General features: G+C 69.1%; 18 protein-coding genes and 1 pseudogene. 3 read left to right on the top strand and 16 right to left on the bottom strand.

Annotated elements, in window-relative coordinates:
• The 5 genes from ASD19_RS00210 to ASD19_RS00190 all read right to left on the bottom strand — a co-directional run bounded on the left by ASD19_RS00210 (position 1) and on the right by ASD19_RS00190 (position 6,318).
• Entirely contained in the window at positions 1–1,380 is a 1,380-nt protein-coding gene (locus tag ASD19_RS00210; protein WP_055987628.1) for a VWA domain-containing protein, read from the bottom strand.
• Positions 1,381–1,396: 16 nt separating this feature from the next.
• The gene (locus tag ASD19_RS00205) at positions 1,397–2,266 is read right to left on the bottom strand and encodes an AAA family ATPase (protein ID WP_055987626.1); all 870 of its coding nucleotides are present in this window, start codon (positions 2,264–2,266) and stop codon (positions 1,397–1,399) included.
• Positions 2,267–2,377: 111 nt separating this feature from the next.
• The gene (locus ASD19_RS00200) at positions 2,378–3,475 is read right to left on the bottom strand and encodes an ABC transporter substrate-binding protein (protein ID WP_055987624.1); all 1,098 of its coding nucleotides are present in this window, start codon (positions 3,473–3,475) and stop codon (positions 2,378–2,380) included.
• Between the two features lie 70 nt (positions 3,476–3,545).
• On the bottom strand, positions 3,546–5,084 hold the full coding sequence (locus ASD19_RS00195; protein ID WP_055987622.1) for an ethanolamine ammonia-lyase reactivating factor EutA: 1,539 nt from the start codon (positions 5,082–5,084) through the stop codon (positions 3,546–3,548).
• Positions 5,071–6,318, bottom strand: coding sequence for a cupin domain-containing protein (locus ASD19_RS00190; RefSeq protein ID WP_055987620.1), 1,248 nt, complete (start codon positions 6,316–6,318; stop codon positions 5,071–5,073). Before ASD19_RS00190 ends, ASD19_RS00195 begins: the two co-directional genes overlap by 14 nt.
• A gap of 271 nt (positions 6,319–6,589) precedes the next feature.
• On the opposite strand from ASD19_RS00190, the gene ASD19_RS00185 reads away from it, so the two are divergent.
• Positions 6,590–7,090 (top strand): Fur family transcriptional regulator, encoded by a 501-nt coding sequence (locus ASD19_RS00185; protein ID WP_055987618.1) that lies wholly within the window; start codon positions 6,590–6,592, stop codon positions 7,088–7,090.
• 124 nt (positions 7,091–7,214) lie between these two features.
• On the opposite strand, the gene ASD19_RS00180 is transcribed toward ASD19_RS00185, so the two are convergent.
• The 5 genes from ASD19_RS00180 to ASD19_RS00160 form a co-directional block, all read right to left on the bottom strand.
• The gene (locus ASD19_RS00180) at positions 7,215–7,829 is read right to left on the bottom strand and encodes an ABC transporter ATP-binding protein (RefSeq protein WP_055987615.1); all 615 of its coding nucleotides are present in this window, start codon (positions 7,827–7,829) and stop codon (positions 7,215–7,217) included.
• The gene (locus ASD19_RS00175; protein ID WP_055987613.1) at positions 7,826–8,677 is read right to left on the bottom strand and encodes an ATP-binding cassette domain-containing protein; all 852 of its coding nucleotides are present in this window, start codon (positions 8,675–8,677) and stop codon (positions 7,826–7,828) included. The genes ASD19_RS00180 and ASD19_RS00175 overlap by 4 nt, the downstream gene beginning before the upstream one ends.
• A complete protein-coding gene (locus ASD19_RS00170) occupies positions 8,674–9,543 on the bottom strand; it encodes an ABC transporter permease (protein WP_200941024.1) in 870 nt (289 codons plus the stop codon). Before ASD19_RS00170 ends, ASD19_RS00175 begins: the two co-directional genes overlap by 4 nt.
• On the bottom strand, positions 9,540–10,523 hold the full coding sequence (locus tag ASD19_RS00165; RefSeq protein WP_200941023.1) for an ABC transporter permease: 984 nt from the start codon (positions 10,521–10,523) through the stop codon (positions 9,540–9,542). Before ASD19_RS00165 ends, ASD19_RS00170 begins: the two co-directional genes overlap by 4 nt.
• An 85-nt stretch (positions 10,524–10,608) precedes the next feature.
• Positions 10,609–12,219: an ABC transporter substrate-binding protein gene (locus ASD19_RS00160; protein ID WP_055987610.1), complete on the bottom strand. Its 1,611-nt coding sequence runs from the start codon at positions 12,217–12,219 to the stop codon at positions 10,609–10,611.
• Positions 12,220–12,451: 232 nt separating this feature from the next.
• Between ASD19_RS00160 and ASD19_RS14950 the strand changes: the two are divergent.
• A pseudogene (locus ASD19_RS14950) lies at positions 12,452–12,622 on the top strand (LysR family transcriptional regulator); the annotation flags it as partial.
• A gap of 236 nt (positions 12,623–12,858) precedes the next feature.
• Positions 12,859–13,353, top strand: a complete 495-nt coding sequence (locus tag ASD19_RS00150; RefSeq protein WP_082542860.1) for a LysR family substrate-binding domain-containing protein — start codon at positions 12,859–12,861, stop codon at positions 13,351–13,353.
• 156 nt (positions 13,354–13,509) lie between these two features.
• On the opposite strand, the gene ASD19_RS00145 is transcribed toward ASD19_RS00150, so the two are convergent.
• From ASD19_RS00145 to ASD19_RS00125, 6 genes are all read right to left on the bottom strand, one after another.
• The gene (locus ASD19_RS00145) at positions 13,510–13,815 is read right to left on the bottom strand and encodes a hypothetical protein (protein ID WP_134745462.1); all 306 of its coding nucleotides are present in this window, start codon (positions 13,813–13,815) and stop codon (positions 13,510–13,512) included.
• Between the two features lie 13 nt (positions 13,816–13,828).
• A complete protein-coding gene (locus ASD19_RS14180) occupies positions 13,829–14,305 on the bottom strand; it encodes a hypothetical protein (RefSeq protein ID WP_134745461.1) in 477 nt (158 codons plus the stop codon).
• Positions 14,306–14,503: 198 nt separating this feature from the next.
• Entirely contained in the window at positions 14,504–15,613 is a 1,110-nt protein-coding gene (locus tag ASD19_RS00140) for an ABC transporter substrate-binding protein (RefSeq protein ID WP_082542859.1), read from the bottom strand.
• Between the two features lie 30 nt (positions 15,614–15,643).
• On the bottom strand, positions 15,644–16,543 hold the full coding sequence (locus tag ASD19_RS00135) for a DUF6282 family protein (protein WP_055987599.1): 900 nt from the start codon (positions 16,541–16,543) through the stop codon (positions 15,644–15,646).
• The gene (locus ASD19_RS00130; protein ID WP_055987597.1) at positions 16,543–17,316 is read right to left on the bottom strand and encodes an SDR family NAD(P)-dependent oxidoreductase; all 774 of its coding nucleotides are present in this window, start codon (positions 17,314–17,316) and stop codon (positions 16,543–16,545) included. The genes ASD19_RS00135 and ASD19_RS00130 overlap by 1 nt, the downstream gene beginning before the upstream one ends.
• 21 nt (positions 17,317–17,337) lie before the next feature.
• A complete protein-coding gene (locus ASD19_RS00125; RefSeq protein WP_082542858.1) occupies positions 17,338–18,795 on the bottom strand; it encodes an aldehyde dehydrogenase family protein in 1,458 nt (485 codons plus the stop codon).
• Between the last annotated feature and the right edge of the window lie 34 nt (positions 18,796–18,829).

Below are 18,829 nucleotides of genomic sequence, written 5' to 3'. Positions count from 1 at the left end.
TCACAGGAGATCGTGCACGAACGCACCCAGCTGCTCGAGGTTGCGGCACTCGACCATCTCGATGAGTTGCGCGTACTGATGCGCGGCCGAGTCGCCGATCCCCCAGTCCTGCCGCGGCTCCGGGTTGAGCCAGAATGCGTGCTTGACCTTGCCGACCATCGCTTCGACGGCCTCCTCGCCGAGCGCCGAGTAGTTCGACCGCGCGTCCCCCAGCACGAGCAGCGTCGTCTTCGCCCCGAGGGCGTCGGCGTGCTCGGCCACGAAGCGCTCGAACACCTTCCCGTAGTCGCTGCGCCCAGCAAGCAGCGCCTCCCGGGTGCTGCCGGCGAGTTCGGCCATCACCTCCGCCGCGTCGGCGCCGGGGCGGAACCGGTCGGTCACCTCGGCGATCCCGTCGACGAAGGTGAAAGCGCGCAGACCATGGAACACCTCGCGCAGGGCGAACACGAACATCAGCGTGAAGTGCGCGAAGTCGGCGACCGACCCGCTGATGTCGCACAGCACCACGAGATCCGTGCGGTGCGGGCGCTTCGGCCGGTGGTGGGTCGTCAAGGGCACGCCACCCGTCCCCATCGCGGCGCGGATCGTGCGCCGGAAGTGCAGCGGGCCACCGCCGAGCGCGCGTCTCTCGCGCGCGAGCCGGGTCGCCAGGCGGCGCGCGAGCGGCTGGATCTCGCGTCGCATCGCCACCAGGTCGGCATGACGCGCCGCCGAGAAGGCCAGCCTGTCGAGCACCGGCCGCACGGTCTCGGTCGCCCGCCGCTCGGACGACTGCCGCTCGTTCCGGCGGCGGTCGATGTCGTCGCTGACCGCCTGGATGAACCGTGACATGCGCCGTTGCGCGAGCGTGTCGGCAACCGAGGCGTCCGTGCCCTCGCTGAGCAGCCGCTCGATCAGGCGGTTCACGACCCCCTGCACGTCGAGGCGCTGCAGCGTCTCGTACATCGACCAGCTGGGCGCCCCATCCGCACGGTTCGGGTCGCTCCCGAAGCGACCCACCGCGTCGGCCGCGAGCTGCCGCAGCAGCTGATCATCGAGGTCCGAGTCGCGCAGCGCCCGCTCGATGCGGCGGCGCATGGTCTCGAGCACGTCGAGGTTGTCGCCCACGGGCGTGTCGAGCTCGCCCTCCGGCGTCGGCATGCCGCGAGCGCCGTCGCCGACGCGGCGCGGGAAGTAGATGTCGAAGAGCGCGTCGAACGTCGGCCGCTGCAGCTGCCGCTTCACGATGGTCGCGGCGTAGGCCTCGCGTACCGTGTCGCGGTCGCGAAGCGACACGAGCGAGAGCGCCGCGATCGCGTCGAGATCCTCGGTCATCGAGACCGGCACGCCGGCCCTGCGCAATGCGTCGACGAATTCGAGGTGCCGCTCGAGGAGAGCCATCAGCGCGATCGCTTCATCAGCGCGACGTCACGAGTTCGCGGCGCGCACGATCCTGATCCGACACGTGCTTGAGCACCGCGCCGAGCGTCTGCATGATGGCGTCCTCGTCGAGCGTGTCGAGCTCGAGGGCGATCAGCGTGCGCGCCCAGTCGACCGACTCGGCGATCGATGGAGCCTTGCGCAGCTCGAGCTGCCGCAGGCGCGCGACCGCATCGACCACCTGCTCGGCCAGCCGCTCGCCGATCTCGGGAACGTGGCTCAGCAGGATCTCCCGCTCGCGCTGCGGGCCCGGGTAGCCGAGGTGCAGGTAGAGACAGCGGCGCTTGAGCGCCTCCGACAGCTCGCGCGCCGCGTTGGATGTGAGCACCACGAGCGGTCGCTGCACCGCCGTGATGGTGCCGAGCTCGGGCACCGTGACCTGGAAGTCGCCGAGCACCTCGAGCAGCAGGCCCTCGACCTCGACGTCGGTCTTGTCGACCTCGTCGATCAGCAGCACGGTCGGGCCCTCACGTCGGATGGCCGAGAGCAGCGGACGCTCGAGCAGGAAGCTCTCGCTGAAGATGTCGTCCTGCGTCGCGTCCCAGGACTGCTCCCCCGCGGCCTGGATGCGCAGCAGCTGCTTCTTGTAGTTCCACTCGTACAGGGCGCGGGCCTCATCGAGCCCCTCGTAGCACTGCAGGCGGATCAGCTCGGCGCCGGCGGCGCGAGCGATCGCCTTGGCGAGCTCGGTCTTGCCGACGCCCGCCGGGCCCTCGACGAGCACCGGCTTGCCGAGCGCATCGGCGAGGAAGACCGTGGTGGCCGCCACCTCGTCGGCGAGATAGCCGGCCGCGCCCAGCGCGTCGACCACGTGCTCCGCAGAGCGGAACCATGACGTCCGTGTCATAACTGCACCTTCCAGACGGAGACCTCATCGACGAGCCGGATGCCGCGAGACGCCGGCCGACGCACGCGGCCGGCGTCTTGCCCGTTCGTGGCCGCGAACGCTGAGCGCGGGTCAGCCCCCCACCAGCGCGCGGTACTTCTCGTCCCAGTACTCGAGGTTGTCCAGCATCTCATCCTCCGGAACCGAGATCGTCTCGATGCCCGCGAGCGAGTCCTCGGCCGACTCGACCGAGCCGACGCGGTAGTCCGACACGATCGCCTCCTGGCCCTTGGTCAGCAGGAAGTCCATGAACAGCATCGCGGCCGCGGGGTGCTGCGCACCGGCCATCAGGCCGGCGCCGTTCGGGCGGATGACGACCGGGGTGACATGCTTGTCGCCATCCTGCCACGCGACGGGGGCGCCGTCCTCGGCGGCCGCGCCGTCGATGGTGTGCTGGTAAATCGAGAGCGTGATCTTCAGCTTGCCGGCGGCAAGCAGGTCGCCCATCGCGCTGTGGCCCTTCTCGACGGAGGCGTTGGCCGCGATGCCCTCCCACATCGCGTCGACCTCCTCCTGGCTCATCCCCTGGTCGAGGTAGTACTGGGTGACGGCGGCGTACCAGTCGACGTCGCCGATCTCGAGGGTGATGAGACCTTTCCACTTCGGGTCGGCGAAGTCCTTGATCTCCGCGGGGAGCTCGGCCGGGTCGACCGAGTCGGTGTTCCAGCCGACGACGAAGGCGTTGAAGCGGTCGGCGGTCCAGCCGTCCATCTGACCCTCCTCGCGTACCGCATCGCGGTACTCGCTCTCGTACTCGTAGAAGAAGCCCTGCTGGTGCAGGATGTTCAGCTCACCCGAATTCGTCTCGACGAGGTCGACGCTGGTCTGCCCCGACCTACCTTCGGCGACCAGCTTCTGCAGCACCGTCTCCGAGTTGCCTCGCGTCGGCTGCACGTCGATGTCGTACTCCGCCTCGAACGCCTCGACGATCGAGTCCATGTCGGTGTTCGACGTGTAGAGGTTGAGCCGGCCTTCCTCCTCAGCCAGTTCCACGAGACGGTCGTGACGCTCCTGACCTTCGAGAGCGTTGATCTCGTCGTAGATGGCCGTTGCCGCCGTCTTCTCTGAACCGCCCGCGGCCGCGTCGGCGGCGACGCCGGCACCTCCGCAACCGGTGAGGACGAGGGCGAGCGCTGCCGCGCCGACCAGACCCAGGATGGGCTTTCGCATGTCATCTCCCTTGATGAGTGTGATTGCAGTGTGAGAGGGACGATCATCCGACAGGTGTCGGATGATCGAGTCAGACGGTCGCCATGGCCTCTCGGCCGAGCGCCGCCGACGTCGGGAACACCAGTGACTTGATCACCACCGGCACAGCGCCCGTGGCGGGCAGCAGCTCGCCGACATCGATGAAGTCGAACGCCTGAAGGTCGAGACCGTCGATCGAGATCACAGGGCGCGGAGCGTCGAGCTCCTCGTTGATGTGGATGCCGACCAGACCGCCCACGTCGCCGTCGCCGACGAGCACCAGCGGCTGACCGGCCGCGAGATGGTCCGCCATGCCCGCGACCACGCCGCGACAGAACGCATCGAGGCGGCCGAAGGTGGCCAGTCCTCGCCAGCGGTAGCACAGCGCGATGGGCTGATCCTGGGGCATTTCGGCGAAGTGCGTCAGGCCGGCCCGCACGGCTCCGGCGATGGCGAGGGCGTCGAGCTCCTCGGCGTCGAGCGGCAGGTGCGGCATGAGCACCGGCACGTTGCGCACGGGCAGCAGCGATGTCGGCTCCACGAAGATCGTGGTGCCGCTCACCTGCACGGTGTACTGCGAGGCGCCGACCACAGTCGCGCGGATCCCCTGCTCCGCCGCCTCCAGCCGCGGGTCCCAGCCGTCGACGCGCGCACGGATCGCGGCCGCCAGGCGCGGGCCGAGGTCACCGTGATCCACACTGTCACGGCCGTATACGTACTCGGCGACGCCACCCGAGAACGAGAACGTGTCGGGCAGGGCGCCGGCCGGCAGCGGATCGAGGCGCAGCAGGGCGGCGGTCTCGGGAGCGGTGACGCCGGGCTGCATGGCTGCGAACACGTGGTCGGCCATGCGCTCGACGAGACGACTGAGCCCGCCCGCCTCGGGGACCTCGCCGAGCGCGAGCCCGAGGCCGACCTCGTCCGCCAGCCGACGTGCGGCCTCCTCGACGCGCACGACGCGCCCTTCGGCGTCGAAGGCCACGATGCGCGCGCCGACGTCGATGGCAGTCAGCGCGATCACCTCGCCGGACTCGCAGAGGGCGATCTTCGACGTGCCGCCGCCGATGTCGACGTTCATCGTCCGACCCTGATCCCTCGAGCGATCCACCGCGCCCGATCCGTAGGCCGACAGCTGCGTCTCGAGGGCGTCGCCGGCGCTCACCGACACGAAGCGACCGGCGAGTTCGCTGAAGACGTCGGCGATGATCCGCGAGTTGGTGCGGCGCACGGCCACGCCGGTCATGATCAGCGCGCCGGTGTCGATCTCGTCGGGGGTGACGCCCGCCGCAGCGTACTGGCGCTCGAAGAAGGCCGCGAGCGCGTCGCGATCCAGTGTCTCCGGATCGCTGTACGGCGTCAGAAGCACCTCCGACTCGTGCGTCACCTCGCGTCGCGTGACGATGTAGCGGTTGTCGCGGCGCTCGAGCACGATCCGCGAGAGCACCATGTGCGTCGTGGAGGATCCGATGTCCACGCCCACGCTGACGAGACGGATCTCGTCCTCCTCCTCGACCATCGAACCGGATCCGGAGAAGAACCTGCCCCCCTCGTGGTCGAGGGGCGTCAGCGCCGAGGGGTCACTGAATCCCATCGGCCATCCGCCGGCTCCGCACGTCCCACTCGACATCGGCGGGTTGCTCGAACCACTCGTCCTTCATGCGCGACTCGACGCCGTTCTCCGCCAGCTGCGCCTCGTACTCGGCGCGGATGTGCGGATCCTCCTGCCAGTAGGCGATCGCGGTGCCACCCTCGTGCAGCTCGCGGGCGGTGTAGTCCGTGTGCTTCGATCCCGGCGCGCCGGGGTCGCGACCCGGGTTGTGCGGGCCGAACCACGCTGTGAGGCGGAACGGGTCCTTGGAGACCGAGAAGTGCTGGTGGTACCAGCGCTGCCCGCCCGGTGCCGCGGTGATGAAGCCGAAGGGCTCGTAGTCGAGGCGCTGCACCTGGTCGCCGTTGCCGTCGAGCCACGGGGTGGGGCCGAGGTGCTCGGGCCACGTGTAGGTGTATCCCTTGCCCTTGAGGCAGATCAGGATGGCGGCCGAGGTGTGCGCATGCGCCTTCGAGTAGCGGCCGTTCTCGTGCTGACCGATCCAGAAGTAGAACTGGTTCCTGGTCATGTACGGCTCGACGCGGCGGTAGCCGGGCGAGCGGCGGTTGTCGAGCGGCAGATCGCAGTTGACCGCGTCGGGGATGAAGTTGGTGCGGCGCATGGCGAGACCTCGCACCGGGTCGGCCTCGATCTCCTCGTTGTAGGCGTAGAAGTCGTCTGCGCCGCTGAAACGGTCGCGGAACACGAACGGGTTGTTGTAGACGGCCTCGACGTTGTTCAGCTGGTTCAGCACGTTCGGCGCGGTGTTGCCGCCCATCAGGAGAGCCGGCTTCGAGGTGGCGTTGACGATGCGGAACCACGCGTTGATCGGGATCGAGAACATCGACCCCTTCTGCCACTCGAAGGTGTGCTTGTTGACATCACCCTCCTGCCACACCTCGGCGGTGCCGCGCCCCTCCACGACGAGGTAGATCTCCTCGAACATGTGCTTCTCGGGGTTGAGCGCGCCGCCGGCCGGCACCTCGACCACGAAGTGACCCCACTTGGTCTCGGTTCCGTAGGTCTGGATGTAGCTCCCGCGACCGCCCTTGCGAGCCCAGTCCTCGCGAGGCAGGTCCGCGACGGTGCGCACGCCCAGGCCACGGAAGACGGGGATGCCCTCGGACTCCATGAAGAGGTCGTAGGGCGTGGGCTTCTTGGTGAAATCACCGAAGCCGGCGCGCGTCTGCTGACCCGCCGGCTCCTGCCAGGCGATCTTCTTCTCGTCGTCGGACATGATTCAGCCTCCAAGCGGCACGGGGACGTCGATGGAGTGGCGCTGCGTCTCTGCAGTCGAAGCTGTCGGAGCAACGTCGCTCAATCTGAACGTTATACCATTTGCAAGCATACGGCGACCGGTCGCCGCCGGTCCCAGACGTCGGAGGTTCTGAAAGGCTGGGTGGTGTGATGCGCGATCGGTTCCTCCCTCCTCGGCTCCCGCCTGTCGATCACGGGCCCGTGCGCCGCATGGACCCTGCCCGCGAAGATTCCCCGGAGCGGCTGGTGCCATGACACGGGACTATCCCGGCGCGGAGGCCTCATCCGTCGATGTCGTGGGCCATTCCGAACTGCACAGCCAGAACGCAGACGGCGCGCTGGCGGCGGCCCTCGAGGCGCTGCGAGGCATGGGCGAGAGGATCACGTCGCCCCGCGTCGCCGTGCTGCGCGTGCTCGCGGCCGAACACGCACACCTCACTGCGGAGCAGGTCGGAGGTGCGCTCCCCGACGTCCACCGGGCGACGGTGTTCCGCACGCTCGACAAGCTCGCTGCGCTGGGCCTCGTCTCCGCATCGCGCATGGACGAGGGCACGGGCTATCACCTGGCCGTCGTCGCTGCCCGACACGACCACCTCCACGCGCGATGCCAGCAGTGCGGCCGCGTCGAGGCGCTCCCCCGCGAGGCGTTTCGTGAGGCCCGCGATCATGTGGCCGACGAGACCGCGTTCCGGGTGAATCTGCGCGCCTCCGTGCTGGTGGGCATCTGCGCGGCGTGTGCCGCGTCGAGATGACGCCGTGCCGGACGCAGAGCCGGCGGCGGACTGCGAACCTGGAGTCACAGCATGCGGTTCAGAGGTCACACTCGCTGCGGATCGCGCGCCGCCGAACGCACGGCGGGCGCCGGCGACCTCGGGGTCAGGCGTTGATGTCGTCCATCGCCACGATCCGGTCGGCTACGCGGTCCAGCAGGGCCCGGTCGTGCGAGATCGCCAGCACGCCGATTCCGTCGCGGCGCACGCCGTCGAGCAGGATCTGCCAGATCTGCGCCTGCGTGATCGGATCGAGGCTCGCGGTGATCTCGTCTGCGATCACGTGGCGAGGCTTCGCCAGCAGCGCGCGCGCCAGGTTCACGCGCTGCAGCTGGCCGCCGCTCAACTCGTGCGAGAACGCGTCGAGCCATTCGGATCGCACCAGCCGGGTGCGCAGCACCTCGTCGAGGTCGGACCCGCCCTCGGCGAGCACCTCGCGGATCTTCCATCGCGGGTTCATCGCGCGCCCCGAGTGCTGCAGCACGAGCTGCGTCGGGCGCGCGCGTCCGGTGGCGGGTGGCCCGCTGACCTCGCCGCGGTCGGGCTTGTGCCAGCCGGCGAGCACCTTGCCGAGCGTGCTCTTGCCGCAGCCGCTCGGCCCCCACAGCGCGACGACCTCACCCGGTTCGATCGCGATGCTCGCGCCGCGCAGCACCTGCTCGCCGTCGTAGCCGAACCACAGGTCGGTGCCGCGCAGCGGCTCGTCGGCCGGTGCCGTCATGCGGCGCGCCCGAGGCTGACACCCGCGAGGGAGCGACGCCCGGGAAGCGCGAAGTCCTGCTGCGGCAGAGCGCGCCACAGTTCGCGCGAGTACGGGTGCGCCAGCCGCGATCCGTCGCCGGAGAACTGCTCGGGCGACGCCGACTCGATGGTGCGCCCGCGGCGCACGACCACGACGCGGTCCGCGACCGGCAGGGCGATCGAGATGTCGTGGCTGACGAGCACCACGGCGGATCCCGCGTCAGCGAGCGAGCGGATGTCGTCGATCACCTCGGCGGCGCTCGCCGGGTCGAGTCCCGGCGTGGGCTCATCGGCGAAGATCAGCTCGGGCTCACCCAGCGTCGCCATCGCGAACAGCACGCGGCGGGCCATTCCGCCCGAGAGCTCGTGCGGGAAGAGCCGGTCGACGCGCGCGGCCAGGCCCCGGCGCTCGAGGGCGGCCCGGGCGGCGGAATCCGGATCGGGCAGGCCCGCCAGACGGGCGGCGCGCGCCACCTGGGCGCCCACGCGCATGAGCGGGTCCAGGTGCGCGGGCGACTGCGGCAGCAGCGCCATCCGCCGGCCGGCGAGCGCACGGCGCTCCCCCGCGTCGACCGCCCGCCCCCGGAATCGCACGGATCCCGACTCGTGTGCGTTGAGCGGCAGCAGGCCCATCACGGCGAGGCCGACGAGGCTCTTGCCGGCCCCGCTCGCGCCGATCACGGCGACGACCTCCCCCGCCCCGACGTCGAGTGACATGTCGACGACGGGCGTGACGGTGCGCCGCCGCAGGCCCCTGCCGTACTGACTGAACGAGATCTGCAGGTGCTCGACGTCGAGGACGGCGGTGTCGGTGAGGGAAGCGCTCATAGGTGGTAGCTCCTCGGATCGGTGACGGAACGGAGGTTCTCGCCGGTGGAGTCGATCAGCTTGACGATGGCCAGCAGGCACACGCCGGGCAGCACGGCCAGCCACCACATGCCCGCCGACAGCAGCGTCATCGACTCGGCGAGGATGTTGCCGATGGCGGGCTGCGTGGCGTCGATCCCGAATCCGAGGAACGACAGCGCGGCCTCGTGCAGGATGGCGTGGGGGAAGACGAGCACGGTGCCCACCAGGAAGTGGGGCAGCAGGTGGGGCGCCAGGTGGCGCCGGATCACCGTCAGCCGCGGCGTGCCGAGCCCGCGCGAGACCGAGACGAAATCCGACGCGATCACCTGCTTGGCCTGCGTGCGCAGCACGCGGGTGAGCGTCGGCCAGTGGCTGAGACCGACGGCGAGGATGACGGCGTGGGTGCCGCCGCCCATCGCGAACGCGATGAGGATCAGCAGCACGAGGTGCGGCAGAGCCAGGACGAAGTCGACGAGCCAGTCGACCGCGGTCGCGACCGACCGGCCGAGAGAGACCGCGGCAGCCGCGAGGGTCAACGCGATGATGCTCGACATCAGCGCGGCCGTCGTGCCGACGACGAGACTCAGCCGCAGGCCGACGAGCGTGCGCGCGAGCATGTCGCGGCCGAGCCGGTCGGTGCCGAACCAGTGCTCCCACGACGGCGCCTGGTTGACCGCGTCGAGGTGCGTGGTGTCGGCGGCCTGCTGCGCGAAGCCGCTGGCGATGATCACGGCCGCGACGACGATGACGCCCACGCAGAGGTGAAGCAGCACGCGGAAGCGGCGATCCCTCAGCCCACGTCCGGAAGGCGCGACGGCGACGGCCTGGGTGTCGGTCATGGTCATCGCGGCTCCACCAGCTTCACGCGCGGGTCGATCAGGCGGTGCGCGATGTCTCCGAGCAGGTTGCCGACGAAGACGAACACGGTGGTGAACAGGGCGATCCCGAGGAGCAGCGGCACGTCCTGACGCAGCGCGGCCGTGGTCGTGGCCTGTCCCAGACCGGGATACGCGAACACCTGCTCGGCGAGCACGGCGCCGCCGAACAGCTCGCCGAACGACGCGAACGACAGGATCACCGCCGGCACGCTCGCGCCCCGCAGAATCCGGTGACGGATCAGCCCCCAGCCGCGCTCACCCTGTGCGCGGGCGAACGCGATGTGCTCGCTGCCGAGCAGTTCGATCACGGCCTGCCGGGTATGCATCACGATCGGCGCGACGCCTACGAGGCTGAGTGTCAGGGCGGGCAGGATCAGGTGCTGCAGGCGCTGCAGCACGGTGACGTCGCCCGCGAGCACCCCGACCGGCGCCGCGCAGCACGCGGGCGCGACCTGCAGCCAGACGGCGAACACGTACAGCAGCAGCAGACCGACCCAGAAGGTCGGCGCCGAGGCGAGCGTGTACGACCACCAGGTGAGCACGCGGTCGATCCAGCGCCCGCGGTTGAGGCCCGCCGCGACACCCATCGCGAAGCCCAGGACCCCCGAGAGCAGCCACGCGGCCCCCAGCAGCACAAGGCTCACAGCGAAGCGGTCGCCGATCACCTGCGCGACGGGCTGATTGAACACGATCGACGTGCCGAGTTCGCCCTGCACGACGTGGCCGAGCCAGGCGAAGAACCGCTCGACGGGCGGGCGATCGAAGCCCCATGCCTCGGCGATCTGCGCGCGCTGCTCGGGCCCGATCTTCGCCGTCTCGGCCCCGATGTAGGCCTGCACCGGGTCGACGGGTGACGCCATCATCAGGCTGAAGGAGGCGACCGCGACCGCCCCCAGCAGCAGCACGAGTCGGACGAGACGACGCCCCGCGAATGCGAACCAGGGCATCTGCATCCGCCCAGGCCGGACGCCCGGATTCTGTGCCGCCGCCATCCGGCTCATGCCGCGACGGCCCTCTCGCCGCGGGCGTGCGTCAGCACGTCCACTTCCACGATTCGATGCCCGCCGTGATCGGCCAGCCGTGCCCGTGCGGCTCGGTCTGCGGGGTGCCGAGGTCGAGGCACTCGCTGACGTAATAGGTGTGGTCGACATTCACCAGCCACGCCCAGGCCGCGTCGCCCTTGGCCGTGAAGCCGTTGCCCGCGCTGTCGAGCTGGGCGGCCTTCCACTCCTCGTTGGCGGCCTCGGGGTCAGTGCTGCTCATTGCCGCATCGAGGTGCGCCTGTACGGCGGGGTTGTCGTAGAAGCCGGGGTTCCAGCTCTCGATGCCCGCGAGATGCGCGCTGTAGAGGTTGTACATCTCGGTCGGGTCATGCGCGCCCCAGCCGAACAGCACCGCGTCGGCGTGCTGGCGCTGGTAGATCTCGTCCCACGTGGCGCTCACGACCTCGATGTCGATGCCGAGCGGGCGGATCTGGTCGGCGAACGCGAGCGCGATGCCCTCGCGCACCGAGTCGCCCGCGGGGTAGAGGAGCTCGAATCGCGCGGTGATGCCGCCCTTCTCGCGGATCCCGTCGTCATCCGAATCGATCCAGCCGGCCTCCTCGAGCATGGCCCTGGCCTCGTCCGGGCGGTTGTCCTCGATCGCCGAGTCGGGGTTGTGCCAGGGCGCGCCGTCCACAGGGCCGCTCGCGGGCGATCCGTATCCGTTCAGCACTCCGTCGACCAGGCTCTGGCGGTCGGCACCGATGTTGAGGGCGCGTCGCACGGCGAGGTCGGAGGTGACGTCGTTGCCGATCGGCGCACCGGCGTCGGTCGTCTTACCCTCGTCCGGCACGGTCGGCAGGCTCACTCCGCGGTTGTCGATGGAGGGCACGTCCACGAGCTTCATGCCCGCGATGTCGCCGGTGACGAGCGACGAGGACACGCCTGCCATGTCGAGCTCGCCGGCGCGCGCCGAGGCGAGGGTGCCGTCCTCGTCGGTGAAGACGAACACGATCCGCTCGAACTCGGGTTTGGTGCCGTAGTAGTTCTCGTTGCGCTCCACGATGAGCTGCTGACCCTGGTCCCATTGCACGAGCGTGAACGGGCCCGATCCGATCGGGTGCTGCGCGTAGCCGTCTGCCTCGTGCGCGGTCTTCGGCACGATCCCGAGCGACGTGAGGCGGTAGACGAAGGTGCTCTGCGGCTTCTCGAGCGTCATCACGACCGTCTGATCGTCGACGGCCTGGGCGTCGGCGAGGCCCGCCACGGAGGTCAGGCCGGGACTCTCCTTCGCGGTGAGGAAGGTGTAGGCGACGTCGTCGGCGGTGACCGGCGTCCCGTCGGAGAAGTGGGCGTCGTCGCGCAGGTGCAGCGTCCACGTGAGCCCGTCCTCGCTCACCTCATAGTCGGTGGCGAGGTCGCTCACGATGTTCATGCCGGCATCGAGCTTCAGCAGCGTCGACTGGAACAGCGGAGATCCGTACCGGCCCCAGCCGAGCGTGGGGTCGAAGCCATCTTCAGGCTCGCCCCCGATGGCGAGGCGCAGCTCAGATCCCGCGTGCTCGGCCGTGGCGCCGCCCCCGGAGCCCGAGGCGCAACCGGTGACGCCGAGGACCATCAGGGCGGTGACCGCGAGCGCGGCGAGGGCTGGTCTGCGCATGGATTTCCTCACGACGACGGGATGGAATCGGCCGCGGGCGCACGGGTCTCGCTCGAGCCTTCCTGAAGGCTAGACGCGATTCAGTCGCAAGACAAGCGAAAAACTAAACATCAGACCAAAACAGGGCCGCGCGTGCCAGAATCGACGCCAGGGCACGTGCCCAGGGCCGGGCACCCGGAGCGGGACCCAACGGAGATCCAGGTCGATCGCAGCGTCGCGATGGGGAGAATGCATGGATTCACGACAGCTTCGCTATTTTTCGGTCTTGGCAGAGACCTGCCACTTCGGGCACGCCGCCCAGACATTGCACGTGACGCCCTCCGCGCTGTCTCAGGCCATGCGCCAATTGGAGGCCGAGCTCAACGTGGTGCTCTTCCACCGCACGACTCGACGGGTCACACTGACCCCGGCGGGACTCTGGCTGCAGGAGGAGGCTGCGCAGATCCTGAGCAGGCTGCATGGGGCCACGCTGGCGATCCGGCGATTCTCCACGGGCGCGGCCGGCAAGCTGGGTCTCGGGTTCACCGGGACGTCGGGCTTCGCCTACCTCCCACGGATGGCCCAGACACTCAGGACGGCGCTCACGGGGGTCGACCTGTCATTCCGAGTGGAGATGCTCACGCCACAGCAGTGTGAGCACTGCGCACGGGCGCGCTCGACATCGGGCTCCTGCGCCCTCCCGCCGTGGGTTCGGACCTCGCGACGGTCCCGTTCGCCAAGGAGCCGCTGCTCCTGGCATTCCCGGCCGCTCATCCCCTGGCTCATCAGCCGAACCTGAGATTGCGCGACCTGAAGGACGAGGCGTGGATCGCCTACCGAGCGAAGCATTCGCTCATCAATGCCGCCGCCACCAGGCTGTGCCGGGACGCCGGCTTCGAGCCGAAGCGAGCGCACCTCTGCTGGGAGACGACCGTGATCATGGCATTGGTCGCGGCCGGCATGGGGATCGCGATGGTGCCCGGTGGCGCACAGTCCTTCGCGCTGCGGGGCATCACCCTCCGCGAGGTCCCCGACGCGCCCCCGCTGGAACTCGTCCTCGCCTACCGGGCGGACATCACCAACCCCGCCGTCGAACCCGCTGTGCGTCTGCTCAGCGACCTCGCCGCCCGCGAAGATGAGCTGCTCCTGACCTGAGCCGGCTTCACGGGACTGACCCGGCGGTGAAGGAGCACCGCCGGGTCAGTCCGCCACGCCGCCCACGTGGCGGCAACCCGCGAACCGAGGTGAAGGAGCACCATCGGGTCGCGAGCGGTCTCCGGTGCCGCGCGATCTCCCAGAGATCATCCGGCCTCATCTCCAGGCGAAGTCCGGATCCGTGTACACCTCGTCAGGCATCAGCGTCTTGAGCCCGCGTTGCCCGAGTTCGCTCTCGAACATGGCTCTGATCGACGGGTCCTCGTCGACGTACTCGACCTGATCATTTTTGTTGACGACCTTCTCGGTATACCCATTGAGCTGAATCGGCGGGTGAATGGCCAGATACCGCGCAGGTTCGGCGCCCACGTTGAAGTGCTGGTGGAACCACCGGTTCGGGGGCACGAACATCGACCCCTCCTGCCAGCGCACTACGACCTTCTCCTCGCCCTCCTTCCACATCAGCGAGTACCCCTCACCCTTCGGGATCAGGATCGCGCGACCGGGGCCGTGACGGTGCCCCTTCTTGTATGTCCTGGGAGCGAAGACCGACATGTGGGCGCTCATGTCCGTCCCCGCGAACTGGATCCGAACGGTCCGGCTTCATGGTGGGTCCGCCACCGCTGTGCCCCAGAAGGACGACCTTCTGGATGCCAGGAAAGTCACGCAGGTACTCGATGCCCTGCTTGACGGCCAGCGCGTTGTCTTCCCACGGCGCGCAGGCTGCTTCGTTGTTGTCGCACACGGGGTTCATTCCCAGCACCACGAAGCCACGCGCCGGCAGCTCCCCGGTGCTGATGTGCGACATGTAGTTCGAGTTGCGGTGCATTGCGATGACGGCGACTGAAGGATCCGGGTGCGCCGACGCATCCGGGTAGTAGAGCGCGCCCTTCACCGCACTGGGCGAGAACTGCACGAACGTGGGCGCGGGTGGGCCGTCGTCAGCGACCATGCCGGCGACGGTCTGAGCCGGCGCCTTCTGCGCGCTGAGGGTGTGAGCACCCAGGACGGTCGCTGCGATCAAGGCGACCGACGCCGCGCCGGATACGAAACGATGTCTCAGCAATGGGGACCTCCTTGTTCCCTTCGTCGGATATCTCAGGCCGGGCTATGAGCGACCTGGGCGGCAGTCCGCTCCCCGGGGCGCGGCTCAGCCGCCCACGAGCTCGCGGTACTTGTCGTCCCAGTACTCGAAGTCCTCGGTCGCGACCTCGAGCGGCATCGGGATCGTCTCGACTCCCGCGATCCAGCTGTCCTCACGCGGGACGGATCCGACACGAAAGTTGTCGTGCATGATCTGCTGTCCCTGCTCACCGAGCATGAAGTCCATGAACAGCATCGCCGCCGCCGGGTGCTCGGCGGCCTTCAGGACGCCAGCCCCGGTCGGGCTGATCACGACGGGGCCGACGTGCCCGCCGCCCTCTCTCTTCCACTGCACAGGTGCGCCGAGCTCCTCGGAGGCACCGTCGAGCGTGTGCTGGTAGATCGACAGGGCGATCTGCAGCTTGCCGGCCGCGAGCATGTCGCCCATCGCGCTGTGGCCCTTCTCGACCGACGCGTTCTCGGCGATGCCGGCCCACATCCCGTCGACCTCGGCCTCGCTCATGCCCTGGTCGAGGTAGTGCTTCGACACGGCCGCGAACCAGTCGGTGTCGTTCATCTCGAGCGCGACGCGCCCGTCCCACGTCGACTCGGCGAAGTCCTTGATCTCGGATGGGATCTCCTCCGCGTCGACGTTGTCGGCGTTCCAGCCGACGACGAAGACGTTGAAGTAGTTGGCGGTCCAGCCGTCCATCCGGGCCTCGTCGACGACAGCGTCGCGGAACTCGCTCTCATAGGCGTAGAACAGTCCCTGCTGATTGGCGATCACGTTCTCCTTGAACGGGTTCTCCAGCACGTCGACGCCCAGGCTGCCGGCGCTGTTCTCGCTCATCACCTTCTGCAGCACCGTCTCCGAGTTGCCCCGGGTGGCGTCCACGGTGATGTCGTAGGTCTCCTCGAAGGCCTCGATCACCGCCCCGAGGTCGGTGTTGGAGTGGTAGATCGTGAGCTCGCCCTCCTCCTGCGCCAGCTCGACCAGCCGGTCGGTGCGCTCCTGACCGCTCAGAGCGTTGATCTCGTCGTACACGGCGGTGGCCGACGTCTCCTCCTCCCCGCCCTCGCCGCCGGCGACTCCCGCCACGCCTGCTCCGCCGCAACCGGTCAGCAGCAGCGCCGCCGCAGCCATGCCTGCTGCACCGGTCCGCATCCTCTTCTTCATCGCATCTCCTTTGATGCCGCAGCCGTGCGGCTATGTCAGTCCCAGCAGCGCTGCGGGGTTGTCGGACGCCGCCCGACGGACGGCGTCTTCGGAGAGGCCCGCGTCGTACACCGCGCCCAGCAGCATCCGCAGCAGCGCCGACGGCGACGGGTTGCTGCCTCCGAAGAAGTCGCTCGTGAACACGGCGCGCTCGGCGCCGATCTCACCGACGAGCCCGACCACCTCGGCCGGATCGTGCCGACCGGGCGAGATCGTGGGCCAGCAGAACTCGATGTACGCGCCGAGCTTCGCGGCCTCGCGCACCGCATCGTGCGGCGCGCCGACGGATCCGGACAGCGGATGTCCGCAGAGCACGCGGTCGAAGCCGATCCGGTGCGCCTCCTCGGCGATCGCGAGGGACTCGCGCCACGACAGGTGCCCCGTGCTGAGCATCATGTCCTTCTCAGCGACGAGCCGAATGATCTCGCTCGCGACGTCGGTGAGCCTCTCGTCCTCGTCGAGCACGCTGAGCACGCCCAGCCGCTGGTGGTCGAAGTGCTCGAACGCGTCGCCGAGGCGCTTGCCGAAGCCGCCTCGCTCGGCGTCGTTCCTCGAGCTCCAGGTCGGCATGAACACCGCCTTGGCGCCGAGGTGCGCGGCCGCTTCGACGGCGAACGGGTCGAGCCCGCCGACGTGGCTGTTGAGCGTGATGCTGCCGTAGACCTCGACGGGCCCCTGGTACAGCTCCCGGATGTACGGGATCGCGGTGGCCGTCGGCCACAGGTGTGACTTCAGCACGACGGCGCGCATGCCGGCGTCCTCCGCCACGGGCAGCCATTCCCACTCCGATGCAGCCTTGCGGAACAGCGTCTGGGAGAACTCGACGTCGATGTGGCAGTGCAGATCGACGGCATCCCGCACGAGGCGGTCGTAGACGGTCTCGGCAGCCATCAGTGCATGCACGAGCCGCCGTCGACCACGAGGGTCTGACCGGTGACGAAGTCGCTGTCGGGCGAGATGAAGAACGAGACGGCGCCCGAGAGGTCCTCGGGCATCTGCACGCGGCCGAGGGCGCGGTCACCGACGCGCGACTTGCGGTACTCGATGTCCTTCTCCGACGCGTTCTCCTCGCTCAGGGTCGAGCCCGGCGCGATGCAGTTGACGCGGATGCCGTCCGCGCCCACCTCACGGGCGAGCGTCTTGGTGAAGCCGAGGATCCCCGCTTTGCTCGTGACGTAGTGGATCCGGCTCGCCGATCCCTTCAGGGCGGTGCCCGACGAGATGTTGACGATCTTGCCGTAGCCGTTCTTGGCCATGTGCGGGGCGACGGCCTTGCACATCTGCCATGTGCCGCGCAGGTTCACGCGCATCATGAGGTCCCACTCGTCCAGCCCGATCTCGTCGTACGGGGCACGCGACATCGGGACGACCGAGAAGACGGCGGCGTTGTTGACGAGGCCGGTGATGGTGCCGAACTCTGCGACCGCAGCGTCGACGAGCGCCTGGACGTCCTCTTCCTTGGAGATGTCGGCCCGCACGGCGAGGGCGCGGCCCCCGTCGGCGATGAGGGCCTCGGCCTTCGCCTTGGCTCCGGCCTCGTCGAGGTCGGCGATCACGATCGGGTAGCCGTCGGACGAGAGCCGGTCGGCATACGCCGAGCCGATCCCGTGCGCCGCGCCGGTGATGATGACGGCGCCGCGCTCCGCGGTCGTGGTGTTGCTCATGGTGTCTCCTCGGGGGTCGGATCAGAGGGTGATGGTCACGGACTTCTGGCGGCCGTAGCTGAGCAGCTCGTCGACGGAGCTCTCCTTGCCGATGCCGCTCTGCCGGAAGCCGCCGAATGGCGCGCCGGTCGGGCGCTTGCCGGTGCCATTGATCGAGATGTAACCCGAGTCGATGTGCCGGGCCATGCGCAGCGCCTGCGAGATGTCGCGCGTCCAGATGTTGCCGGTGAGACCCAGCTCGGGATGGTTGACCTGATCGAGCAGCTCGTCGTAGTCGTCCCAGTCGAGAACCGACACGACGGGACCGAAGATCTCCTCCTGCGCGATCGTCATGTCCATGGTCACGCCGGTGAACGCGGTGGGCTGGATGAAGTAGCCGGTGTCCAGCCCCTCGGGGCGCTTGCCGCCATACGCGAGCGTCGCGCCCTCATCGATGCCGGACTGCACGTAGCGGACCACCTTCTCGTAGTGACCGCGGAACGCCACCGGCCCCATGTCCGTGTCGTCCTGCATCGGGTCGCCGACCTTCAGCTCGGACAGGCGCTTCACGAGCGCCGCCACGAAGCGGTCCTTGATGTCGCGGTGCACGAACACGCGGGAAGTCGATCCGCACGACTGCCCCATCGAGCGGGCGAAGTTCATCGCCGCGACCGAGGCGACCGCCGCCTTCTCGGCGTCGGCGTCGGGGAAGACCACCATCGGGTTCTTGCCGCCGAGCTCGAGGCTGACGTGCTTGATCGCGGCCGACCCGGCCTCCATGATCCGCGACCCGGTGGGGACGGATCCGGTGAACGCGACGCGCGGCACGTCGGGGTGCGCCGAGAGCGCGGCGCCCGCCTTCGCTCCCGATCCCGTGATGATGTTGAACACACCCGCGGGGAAGAGGTCCTTCACGAGCTCCGCCAGCCGCAGCGCCGACAGCGAGGTCTGCTCGCCCGGCTTGGCGATCACGGGCGCGCCCGCCGCGAGCGCGGCGGCGGCCTTGCCCGAGATGAACTTGATCGGGTGGTTGAACGGCACGATGCGGGCGACCACCGGGTACGGCACGAACTCGGTGTAGGTCACCTGATCCGGACCGCTCGGGATCGTCTCGCCTTTCGTCTCGCCGGCGATCCCCGCGAAGTAGCGGATCTCGTTTGCCGCGCTCGTGACGTCGGCGCGCATGCTGGCGATCGGAAGTCCCGCGTCACGCGCGTCCAGCTCGGCCAGCTCGTCGCGGTTCGCGTCCAGCACGTCGGCGAACTGTCGCAGCAGCGCCGCGCGCTTGGTCCACGGCGTGCCGCTCCACTCCCCCGAGACCCGGCGAGCGGCGGCGACCGCGCGGCCGACGTCGTCGGCCGTCGCGTCGGGCAGCCGTCCGATCACCTTCTCGGTCGTGGGGTTCTCGGCATCCAGGACGCCGCCGTCCGAGGCCCCCACCAGCTGTCCGTCGATCAGCATTCCGCGCAGGGGAACCTTCACGTCGTCGCCCATCGTCATCTCTCTCCTTGCTCCATTGCTCTCATGCCGTGCT

Source organism: Microbacterium sp. Root53 (genome assembly GCF_001426925.1).
In the GTDB taxonomy this organism is placed as follows: domain Bacteria; phylum Actinomycetota; class Actinomycetes; order Actinomycetales; family Microbacteriaceae; genus Microbacterium.
The sequence above is the reverse complement of the archived record's forward strand: the minus strand, read 5'-3'. Positions and strand labels throughout refer to the sequence as shown.